This window comes from Microcoleus sp. PH2017_34_RAT_O_A (genome assembly GCF_020737885.1).
GTDB lineage: Bacteria > Cyanobacteriota > Cyanobacteriia > Cyanobacteriales > Microcoleaceae > Microcoleus.
The window spans coordinates 1-11,237 of record NZ_JAEQDD010000145.1 but is presented as its reverse complement, the minus strand read 5'-3'; the positions used below and the strand labels follow the sequence as shown (position 1 = coordinate 11,237).

Annotated in this window: 9 protein-coding genes; 7 read left to right on the top strand and 2 right to left on the bottom strand. The window is 46.6% G+C overall.

The window, feature by feature from the left end:
• The first annotated feature begins 620 nt into the window (after positions 1–620).
• Positions 621–3,839, top strand: coding sequence for an adenylate/guanylate cyclase domain-containing protein (locus JGK11_RS30890; protein ID WP_293186848.1), 3,219 nt, complete (start codon positions 621–623; stop codon positions 3,837–3,839).
• 56 nt (positions 3,840–3,895) lie between these two features.
• On the opposite strand, the gene JGK11_RS30885 is transcribed toward JGK11_RS30890, so the two are convergent.
• Entirely contained in the window at positions 3,896–4,087 is a 192-nt protein-coding gene (locus tag JGK11_RS30885) for a hypothetical protein (protein ID WP_293186847.1), read from the bottom strand.
• A 174-nt stretch (positions 4,088–4,261) separates the two neighbouring features.
• On the opposite strand from JGK11_RS30885, the gene JGK11_RS30880 reads away from it, so the two are divergent.
• The 3 genes from JGK11_RS30880 to JGK11_RS30870 all read left to right on the top strand — a co-directional run bounded on the left by JGK11_RS30880 (position 4,262) and on the right by JGK11_RS30870 (position 8,126).
• Positions 4,262–4,807 (top strand): inorganic pyrophosphatase, encoded by a 546-nt coding sequence (locus JGK11_RS30880; RefSeq protein WP_293186846.1) that lies wholly within the window; start codon positions 4,262–4,264, stop codon positions 4,805–4,807.
• A gap of 323 nt (positions 4,808–5,130) precedes the next feature.
• The gene (locus JGK11_RS30875; RefSeq protein ID WP_293193626.1) at positions 5,131–6,477 is read left to right on the top strand and encodes a serine/threonine-protein kinase; all 1,347 of its coding nucleotides are present in this window, start codon (positions 5,131–5,133) and stop codon (positions 6,475–6,477) included.
• Positions 6,478–6,731: 254 nt separating this feature from the next.
• On the top strand, positions 6,732–8,126 hold the full coding sequence (locus JGK11_RS30870; RefSeq protein ID WP_293214235.1) for a serine/threonine-protein kinase: 1,395 nt from the start codon (positions 6,732–6,734) through the stop codon (positions 8,124–8,126).
• A 69-nt stretch (positions 8,127–8,195) separates the two neighbouring features.
• Here JGK11_RS30870 and JGK11_RS30865 read toward each other — a convergent pair whose 3' ends face one another.
• A complete protein-coding gene (locus JGK11_RS30865; RefSeq protein ID WP_293186843.1) occupies positions 8,196–8,327 on the bottom strand; it encodes a hypothetical protein in 132 nt (43 codons plus the stop codon).
• 32 nt (positions 8,328–8,359) lie between these two features.
• Here JGK11_RS30865 and JGK11_RS30860 point away from each other — a divergent pair, with 32 nt between their 5' ends.
• The 3 genes from JGK11_RS30860 (at position 8,360) to JGK11_RS30850 (ending at position 10,970) form a co-directional block, all read left to right on the top strand.
• Positions 8,360–8,872, top strand: coding sequence for an inorganic diphosphatase (locus JGK11_RS30860; protein ID WP_293152463.1), 513 nt, complete (start codon positions 8,360–8,362; stop codon positions 8,870–8,872).
• Positions 8,873–9,421: 549 nt separating this feature from the next.
• Entirely contained in the window at positions 9,422–10,330 is a 909-nt protein-coding gene (locus JGK11_RS30855) for an MBL fold metallo-hydrolase (RefSeq protein ID WP_293152460.1), read from the top strand.
• 73 nt (positions 10,331–10,403) lie between these two features.
• On the top strand, positions 10,404–10,970 hold the full coding sequence (locus JGK11_RS30850) for a diheme cytochrome C (protein WP_293214232.1): 567 nt from the start codon (positions 10,404–10,406) through the stop codon (positions 10,968–10,970).
• The last annotated feature ends 267 nt before the right edge of the window (positions 10,971–11,237 follow it).

Sequence of the window (11,237 nt, the reverse complement as noted above, 5' to 3'; positions counted from 1 at the left end):
GCCACAAGCTTGAGGGTCTAGAGGGATATTTGAATGTCCCACTGTCGCCCTTTTGGGTGGGCCCGAATCCCCGTCGCTTTAGCCCTGGGGAGGTTCAAAACCGCCAATCTTACAAAAAAAGCTCGCAGCCCCCAGACTAAAGTCTGGGGATGCAAGGGTATAGCAGCAAAATTGACAGAAATTCTAGTTAAAAACCACAATTGTGTACAGAAGGGCACACATCACCAACAATGGGTGGTGTCACAATTGCGGCTAATCCTACAATGCCATCCGTTTTTCAGCAGTTCCGCAGCACGCATTCCTGTTCGTGTCGGCGATCTCTGGAATAGGGCAAACCTAATTCAACCGGGCGCACAATGCCAAAATCAGTTAATAAACCATTAAAACACCATTCGCAATCTCTAAAAAGATTCCAGCAATCACACCGTTGCTTTACCGTATCACTAGCCGTTGAGCAGCAATGCCAACTGAACCTCCCTTGCCCTAGGCCCGGACTTCTGTAAACTGGGAAATAGTTTCACACATACTTGAGTCAGGTGCGACCTGTCTCACTCAAAAGATGAACTTGCCCGCTGTCCTAGCTTAGACTAACCCTTACACTTAAGCTTCTGTAAAGGTCTATGAATCCTCCTGCATCTTCCACAAATTACTCTTCTCTGGACAACGTGATAGATGTCACTCCTATCAGCAGTGAAAATAATCAACCCTACTCTACCCCTACGCCTTCTCCCTCTCCCGAACCCGTGGTTGCTCCTGCCCCTACCAGCAGCAGTGCAATTATCCCGCGCCAAGGAGTCACAAACATTCTTGCTCACCTAAATAAGGAAAGTTCCGTAGCAGCAGTTAAGGAAGTAGAAGAAAAACTTAAGGTTGTCAATCAAACCCTGGGAATGCTCGATAACATCCTGGAGAGCGAGGGATTTGACGCTATCCTCAACGATATGTTGCAGTCGATTACCCTCAAAACAGGGGAATTGCTCAATGCCGATCGCACTACGATATTTTTATTAGACGACGACAAAAATGAACTCTGGGCAAAAGTTGCCAAAGACGAAAATGGCAAAAGCATAGAAATCAGAGTTCCCGCCCACGTGGGCATCGCCGGAGAAGTAGCCACCGAGAAAAAAGTGGTTAACATCCCTTACGATTTTTACAACGATTCGCGATCGGCTAACGCCAAAAAAGTTGAAGAAAAAACGGGCTACCGCACTTATACAATGCTGGCAATGCCCCTGCTAAAGGAAGAAACAAACGAGTTAGTAGCAGTCGTTCAACTGATTAATAAACTAAAACCCGATCACCAAAATCACGCTAGTTTAGATCGACAAATCGACAGGGCTGGATTCACGGAAGAAGACGAACGAGTTTTCAATGAATTTGCTCCCTCAATTCGCCTAATTCTAGAATCCTCCAAATCTTTCTACGCAGCAACTCAGAGACAGCGGGCCGCCACGGCGCTGATGAATGCCGTAAACGCTCTTTCTAAGAGCAGTCTCGACTTAGAAGATACCCTCAAAAGGGTCATGGATCAGGCCAAAGAACTCATGAATGCCGATCGCAGCACCCTCTGGCTGATCGACGAAGATAAAGATGAACTGTGGACGAAACTTCCCAACAAAGAAGGCACACTTACAGAAATTCGCATACCCAGAACAGCCGGTTTTGCAGGAATCGTCGCCCAATCCAGCGAACACCTGCTGATTTCCTTTGACGTGTACGACGACCCCCGCGCCAAAACTTCGCGAGATACCGACCAAAAAACAGGCTACCGCACTTGCAGTATGCTGTGTATGCCAGTGTTTAACTCCGACAACAAATTGATTGGAGTTACGCAGTTAGTCAACAAAAAACGACAAGGAGAATTCCCGCCCTACAACCCGGCAGATTGGCCTCAGGCCCCCGAACAGTGGAAAGCGAGTTTCAATAAAAACGACCTGGACTTTATGCAGTCGTTTAACATCCAAGCAGGAGTGGCCCTGCAAAATGCCAAACTGTTTGCAGAAGTCAAACAGCAAGAACAAAGACAAAAAGATATGCTGCACGCCCTGACTAACGGCGTGATTTCTACAGATAAAAAAGGCAATATAGTTGCGACAAATCCCAGCGCCCAAAAATTACTCGGTGTCAGCGAGGCAGAATTAGCAGAAGGCCAATCTTTGCGCGAGTTAATTAAGTTAGAAAAAGGCGATTTTGCCAAGTGGTTCGATGCGTCTTTGTCTCCAGAAGACGATAACGATCGCCAGCAGTATTACCCCGATCAAGTTTTGCTCTCCTGTGAAGGAAAATCGCAGAGTATCAATCTCTCGATCAACTCAATGACCGATGCTACCGATCCCAACAAAGTCAACGGCGCGTTAGTCGTCATGGAAGATATTAGCAGCGCCAAGCAAGTCAAAAACTTGATGTACCGTTACATGACCCCAGAAGTAGCCGAAGCACTGTTAGCTTCAGGGGATACAGGATTGGGCGGCAAGCGCAAGGAAGTTTCGGTGCTGTTCTCAGATATTCGCAGCTATACCACACTTACGGAAAAATTGCAAGCTGAAGAAGTGGTGGTGATGCTCAACAAGTATTTTGAAGTGATGGTAGATGTCGTATTCGAGTACGGAGGCACTCTCGACAAATACATCGGCGACGCTCTGATGGCAGTTTTCGGCTCTCCGGCGCCCCTAGAAGATCATGCTTGGTGCGCGATGCAAACGGCAGTGAAAATGCGAGCAGAACTCGATAAATTCAATCTCGATCGTATAGCTAATGGTGAGTTGCCCATCAGTATTGGTATGGGCATACATTCCGATCAAGTTGTCAGTGGCAACATTGGCTCAAGTAAACGCATGGAATTGACTTCTATAGGAGATGGCGTCAACCTCGCCTCTCGCTTAGAAGGCGCCAGCAAGCAGTACGGAACTGACTTAATTATTAGTGACAATACCTACAAGCATTATCACGAGAGAGTCTACGTGCGGGAACTCGACTTCATTACCGTCAAAGGCAAAAGCGAACCAGTTATCATTTACGAACTCGTCGGCATCAAAGAAGGATACTCGCCCATTGGCAAGTCACTAACCGAAAAACAGCAACAAGTTGTAGAACATTATAATAAGGGTCGCGAACATTACAAGACGCCAGTCACTCACAGACTATCTGACAGTGAGGTGAAAAATATCTTAGATGATGTCGCCCAAATGCCGGAGACAGAAATCAAAAAACTTTCCTACAGTGTCGAGGAACAGTTGGAATACGAACTAAAGAAGTTGTTATATCAACTCAAAAAGCTGTCAGAGTACGATCCCAAAAATCTGTCTGAAGCAGATAAACTAATCGTGCTGTTGCAGCCAGAAATCCAACTGTTGAAATTGGAAGGTCTCAAAAACCTCTCGGAAGATGAAGCCAAAATGTTGCTGCAAGCCAAAATCAAGCAGCTATCAGCAGACGATATTCAATCGTTGCAAGAGGGCGAGGTTAAAAAACTGTTGGAAGCAGACATCTTAGAACCATCAAATCCTAAAATTAAAAGGCTGAAACCCGCACAGATCAGGCAGCTATTGCAGGCTAAAATTAAAATTAAAGCCTCCGAGACAGTGATAGAAATGTTAGAGGAGGAATTTGAAAATCTGGGACTCGATCGCGTGAAAAAACTCCTCAGCGAGTTTAAGAAAGTCTTAGAACCAAAAGCCAAGCAAGCTTTTAGAGACGCAGAACGCGAATTTAACCTTGTTCTGGACATTGAACCCAAAAACAAGGCAGCTAAACTGCACGTCGATCGCTGCGGGTTATATAAGCTCAGCCCTCCCGACGTACTAAACTGGGACGGCGTATGGAATCTCAAAGAAAAATAGCAGCGGTACCCGGTGCGGAGGGGGCGATCGCGATCGGGAGTGCACCTCCCCTCCAATCAATTAACCTTAATATCCTGTTGGGGCAATTTTAAATCAGCTCCAGCAGGTATGATTGTTAGATAACCGGACTTGGGATCGCTTGCCTCGCCACCGCCAGATACCCGCATTGTGCGGTGTTTGGCGACAACAAACACAGCACTTCTACCTTCAGAAGAGCTTCCAAAAAAAATTAGGACTTGCGCCAGCATTACCCAGTTTTTAAGAAAAATCTGGGGCAAAGGCGACCTAACATCCACTCAAAAACCGGGTTTTTTACCCCGCGCCCGTAAGTCTTAATAACTTTGGCGCCTCCTAAAAGCAGCTTGCTTTCAGCAGAAAGCTAACGTTCTAGTCTTAGATATAGAAAACTACTAGCATCAGTTATGGATAATTGGAATTCGCAATCGGGAGATATTGAGTCGGTAGATCAGGTTTACCAACTATTGCTAGAGATTGCCCGCAGCTCGCTGTCAGATATCCCCAGAATCCCCGAAAACATCACTCAAAAGTCTCTTCCCCTGCTCCAAAAATTACAAAGCATTCAGCAAAGACCACAGGGACAAGGGTTTAAATCTGATTGGTTTTCGGTAAACGATCTCGAATGGGTGGCTCAAGTCCGCCAACTGCTCGAAGAACTGACCCGCCAGTCTTTGTCGGAACGGCCCAAAATGCCAGAAAACATGGCGGGCAGAGCTTTGAGTCTCGCAGATAAGGCACAAAGCATCAAAGAAACCATAGAAAATGCAGCCTCCAGCCCAAAAGATGAAGATGATAACTCGTTTCAGTCTCCAGAGACGCTGCTGAATTTATTGCACCAGAGTTTAAAAACTCAGCGGGCAAAAAGCTACCAACCAGACGCTCCCGAATGGCACCAACTCATGACCATGCTAGATGTAGTGCAGTCAATTTACAAGCAAATTCAACGTTAAATTTAAGCTTGAATCAGGGGCATTTTTATGGTGTTTAAAGGCGCTGGTTCTTTGGCAAAAAAAAGTTTTTTGCCGTAGCAATGTCGGACAAGGCATCGTGCGGCGTTCGTACTCCAAAACAATCACTCTGAGCTCGCTAGGAGGAAACGGCATTGCCGTTTCCCTAGCCCGATCGCTCCTAGGGAAACTGGACGTGCCGTTTCCTGAGTGTGGGTAATATTAATTGCGATACCACCAGGTTCGATCTAAATCGCTTAAACAAGTGCAGACAATTGCAGCTTGGCCAGCTAAGCTGGGTTCAATCGCTTCAGTGGCAGGTGAACATGAGCGGACAAAACATCGGGGATTTGTTAGGAGAAATATTAGAAAATCGGTATAAGTGCTCACGGCGACTAGGCAAGCAAGCCGGACGGCAAACATTACTAGCCCGCGACTTAAAAACCCAACAGCAAGTAGTAGTCAAACTCCTGTCATTCAGCAGCGATTTCAACTGGGAAGACTTGAAACTGTTCCAGCGAGAAGTCGAAACCTTAAAATCCCTATCCCATCCTGCAATTCCCCAATATCTCGACTCCTTTGAAATCGACACACCCAGCCGCAAAGGATTCGCCCTAGTTCAGACTTATATCGAAGCCAAATCCCTCCAAGAGTATCTCTCAGACGGCCGCACCTTCAGCGAAAATGAGGTCAAACAATTAGCCACAGCATTACTAGACATCCTCGGATACCTGCACCAGCGACAGCCGCCGGTGATTCACCGCGACATTAAACCCAGCAATATTTTGCTCAAAAATCGATCGGGCAATAGCGTCGGTGAAGTCTACCTAGTCGATTTTGGTGCTGTTCAAACCCTAGCCACGCAACAGGGAAAAACCGTCACCGTTGTCGGAACTTATGGTTATATGCCGCCCGAACAATTTGGCGGGAGAGCAGTTCCAGCTTCCGATTTGTACGGCTTGGGAGCAACATTAATCGCCTTAATTACCAAGCAGCATCCAGCCGATTTGCCACAGCAAGATTTGCGGATTGAATTCGAGCAATTCACGGAATTAAGTCCCGGTTTTAGCAATTGGCTGAAGTGGATGACGCATCCCAGTTTAGAACGCCGTCCCGCCTCAGTTCAGATTGCCAAAGAAGTTCTGGAAAAACCGCAGCAAATAGATAAATATTCCCGGCCAGTGAGACAGGGGAAAATTGTGAGTACCGACGAATTGTTCTGGAATGCGATCGAGGTCGGAATTTCGACAGGAACTAAAGCTATAGGAGCTTGTGCAGTAATAATTTTAAGCATCATTGCGATGGGGTTTTGGGAGCAAATTTTTATCGGAGGATTCTGGAGCGTTCTTTTCGCCTTGCCTCTGGCGTTAGCGAATGGAATAATCGCAGCAATTGTGACGTGCTTTTGGTTTTCCCCCCTAACTAATCCCAAACTTCACCGACAGGTTTTAAATGCAATTAGTATCGTGACATTTACCTCGGCGACCAGTATTTTCTTGTGGCCGATGATGGAGGATTGGAAGGATGAAGGGACGTGGAATATTATTAATGATGGAGAGCTTTCCATGTCTGAAATTAGCTTTATACTTGCAATATCGCTAATTGTAGGACTGTCAATGGGGACAGCTAGCAAGTCTATTGCCCGGTGGTATCAAAAAGCAAGCGGACTATAATCTAAAATTTACAGGAATTAGGCACTCTGACTTCTAGAAACCGGGTTTTTACGAAAATACGCGTTGTAACCGCCAGACTCGCTAAAAAAACCGATTTCTGAACCCCGACGCTCGCTTCAAATTAAAATAAAGGTCAACACGGTTAACTTAAGAGATGACAAGAGGGAAAACTCATGAAAAATAGATACTGTGATTGCTTCGTTCCTCGCAATGACCATCTTAAGTGAACCGTATTGAAATAAAGGTAATAAAACATGACTGGTAAAATATTAGCAGAAAGCTATGAAGTGCAGCGAATACTGGGAAAACAAACCGGTCGCCAAACGCTGCTGGCTCGCGATTTACAAACTCAAGAATTAGTTGTCATCAAACAGCTCTTCCTCGGTAGCGATTTTGAATGGCAAGACCTCAAGCTATTTGAAAGGGAAGCGGAAACTTTAAAAGCACTTTCTCACCCAGGAATTCCTCGGCACCTCGACTACCTGGAAATTGACGAACCAGACAGTAAAAGCTTTGCCTTGGTACAGACTTATGTAGAGGGAAGAACTTTAGAAGAACATTTGCGCTGCGGGCGTACTTTTAGCGAAAGTGAGGTGAAAGAATTAGCTAAATTGCTATTAGCAATTTTGATGTATTTGCACGAGCAAAATCCGCCTGTTATTCACCGCGATATTAAACCAAGCAATATCTTACTACACAGCAGATCCGGCCATAGTGTCGGACAAGTTTATTTAGTTGATTTCGGTTCGGTGCAGAACCAAGCTGCAAAGTTTGGCGGCACAATTACAGTAGTCGGAACTTATGGATATATGGCACCGGAACAATTTGGCGGGCGATCGGTTCCGGCTTCTGACCTTTACGGTTTAGGTGGAACTTTAATTTATTTGGTAACGGGTTTGCATCCCATGGAACTATCGCAGCAGGATTTGAAAATTCAATTTGCCGATCGCGCGAAGCACCTCAATCCTAATTTGATTCATTGGCTGGAGTGGATGACCGAACCGAGCTTGGAAAAACGGTTATCTTCGGCTGATAAAGCATTCCGATCGCTCGACGAAAATCCCTGTGCTATCAACAAAATCAAAAAGAATCCTCTTGTAGTGCAACCGCCAGAAAGCGATATTAAACTCACAAAAAATTCGGAGTTTATAGAAATTATAATTCCACCTAAGGAAGTCGATTTTAGTTTGATTGCCTGGTTCTCGGCTGCGGTTGCTGCAAATATCCTTTTAAGGATAGGTGGTTCCAATTACCTATCGGTAATCAATAATTTATTAAGGAATTCGTTGATTATGCTATCAGGAAGTTTACTAGCTGCTGTAGTAGTAACACTTCTCTCTGCATTATTTCGGGAATTGCGTGTTAGAATAGATCGGCATCAAATCTCCTATACCAGCAATCTTCTAGGGCTGAAATGGAATTATCCACGATCGATGTCCAGACAGGAGATTTGTCAATTGGAAATTAGGCAATACAATTCCAACATTTATCAGATGCTTATTCAAGCTGGCAAGCAAAAATATCAACTAGGAGAAAACCAGGGACTAAGTGAATCAGAAATCACATGGTTAGCAACAGAACTAAGCCAGTGGTTGGGATTGAAAATTAAAAAAACTTTGACAGAGGGGAAAAATAATATCTGGTTCTGAAAATATCTCGATCGCCCAAACAAACCATTCCCCTCTCAAACTGTGGGATGGGCGTCCCGCCCGTCCAATCTATTGTTCGTGGGATGTCCCGCCCGTCCGCTGTATCTTCTCGCACTCCCCCGCTTTGTATCCAGCTTTATGCAGCATCGATCCCGATCGCCCGTAAAATGCTATGAAAGGGATTTGGCAAGTAGCACTCATCCCCGATCATCTGTTAAGTTGGAGATATTATTGTGGACTTATCGCTAATTCCGGCACAGCCGAAACCAGGACTGCTTAACGTCCTGATCGAAATTACCGCCGGTAGCAAAAACAAATACGAGTTTGATAAAGAGATGCAAGCCTTTGCACTCGATCGCGTGCTCTATGCCTCAGTGCAATACCCTTGCGACTATGGCTTCATACCCAACACCTTAGCCGATGACGGTGACCCCCTCGACGGCATGGTGATGATGGACGAGCCCACATTTCCAGGGTGCATCATCGCGGCCCGTCCGATCGGAATGCTGGAAATGATCGACGGAGGCGACAGAGATGAAAAACTGCTGTGCGTTCCCGACAAAGACCCCCGTTACGCTCACTATAAGTCCCTCAAAGACGTAGCCCCACACCGCTTGGACGAAATAGCCGAATTTTTTAGAACCTACAAAAATTTGGAGAAAAAAGTGACCGAAATTCTGGGTTGGCAAGATGTCGATCTAGTAATGCCGTTAGTCGAAAAGTGCATCGCAGCCGATCGCAAATAGGTTCCAAGCGCCTGCATCCTCGACTGCAACCCGAGTAACAATTCAGGAAGCCGAACTTAATGCAACCGATCCGCGTCTAGGACGTGCAGTCGAGGAGGGGGTGGCTAGAATGTAAAATCATTGGTGAATCCCCAGTCACCGGAACGGAATTCCTCAAACCGCCACCCCCGGCACAATCTTGAAAAAAATCCTAGTCATAGAGTAAGATTAAGCGCAAATTCTCAGCAAGCGGGCGAATGCGTTCTACTTTTGAGGAAAATTTACCCGAACACTGACATCAACGCTATCTTAATCTCAGGACAGTTCCGCACGCCGGGCAGCCCACAGGGTGCAAAAATGGTCTCTAAAGCGTGATATCTGTTACAGCAACCGATCGCGCACGGGTTGAGGCTTCTAACAACCCAAGTGTTCGGTAAGTCTGATTTCCGGGTTTGGTACTCGGATAGTTTTCTATAAAGCGTTTTATAGTACGGATTGCTAAAAACTAAACACTAAAAACTAAACACTAAGATCTCAACTCCCAAGTTCCTGCGCCCAAACCTAAAAAAGATGCCAGATTCCGCACCCTCTCAAACCACTCCAGAGCCTTCCGATCAGAAAGCCAGTATGGAAAATAGTCCTTTGACCGAGTTTGTCGTTCAGTTTTGGGGCGTGCGGGGCAGCATCGCCACCCCCGGCAGCAAAACAATTCGCTACGGAGGTAATACCTCTTGCGTAGAAATGCGCTTGGGGAAAAAACGCCTGATTTTTGATGGTGGCACCGGTCTGCGAGTTCTGGGCCTCAACCTGCTGCGACAAATGCCGGTCGAAGCCCATATGTTTTTCAGCCACACTCACTGGGATCACATTCAAGGATTTCCATTCTTTACTCCTGCCTTTATCCCGGGGAACTGCTTTCACATTTACGGAGCGATCGCCCCCAACGGCACTACAATCAAACAGCGTCTTGCCGATCAAATGCACCACCCCAATTTTCCAGTCCCCATCCAGGTGATGCAGTCAGACCTCAAATTTAACGATTTGACCCCAGGGGATATTCTCGAACTCGACGATGTGAAAGTCGAAACGGCATTGCTCAATCACCCGAATACCGCGATCGGGTATCGAGTCACCTGGGAGGGACACACGGCCGTCTACTGCACCGATACAGAGCATTTTCCCGATCGGCTGGACGAAAATGTAGTACACCTAGCTCGCGACGCAGACGTGCTGATTTACGACGCCAACTACACCAACGAAGAGTATTACGACTTCAAAAACCCAAAAGTCGGCTGGGGACACTCAACTTGGCAAGCCGGAGTAGAAATAGCGAAAGCTGCGGGAGTCAAAAAGATCGTGATGTTTCACCACGATCCCGGTCACGACGACAATTTTCTCGATCGCGTCGAAGCAGACGTGCAGGCAGCATTCGCCAATAGCTGCTTGGCCCGCGAAGGCATGAGCATACCAGTAATCTAGAAAACCCATCCATGCGGGCTGGGAAAAAACTCCTCCAGACCGCAGAAATTAGCAGCCAGAACGCAGAAACAGAATGAATCACGAAACTCCCCCCAAGTATCGCTCTCGTGGCTTGCGGGGGCTTTACTCAACATTGCTGGTGTTGATAATTGTCTGCTGTACAGGAGGCGGATGGGTGGCAGCCCAGACTGCGAACTCCAACACTCCAGCGCGACTTGCTCAAGTGTCTGCTATTGAAGATAATGGCACTGTCGATCGCATCCCCGAACGCTACCAACTCGGACAGCAACTCTACCTAGAAAACTGCGCCACCTGTCACATCGGCTTACCCCCGCAAGTATTGCCAACAGAAACCTGGCGCCGCTTGTTGCAAGATTCCCAACACTACGGACAAACCTTGAAACTCCTAGTAGACCCGCCCCGGCTGCTAGTGTGGAACTACCTGCAAACTTTTTCCCGTCCCGAAGCCAAAGACGAAGAACTAGCTTACCGAGTCGCCACCTCTCGCTACTTCAAAGCTTTGCACCCCAGAGTCAAGCTGGCGCAACCAGCAAATATCAGCAGTTGCGTTACTTGTCACCCCGGCGCGTCTAAATACAATTTCCGCCAGCTTACCCCTGAGTGGGAAAATTCCCCGTAAGGAATCTTAAGTTCTTGATTGAGGAAAATCAGAATTCAAGTCTGAGCGATCGAACTACTGAAAAAGCAGGACTGAAGTCCTTACTACAAACCTTATAAAATCTGTTCGTAGTGAGGACTTTTGTTCTCGGAAAAAGCAGGACTGAAGTCCTCACTACAAACCTTGTAAAATCTGTGAGGACTTTAGTCCTCGGGGTGCATCTGGCGCAAGGAAGAGGGCGAAGCATGACCGCATATAAGTTATTAGTTATCATCTCCTATTGTCTGC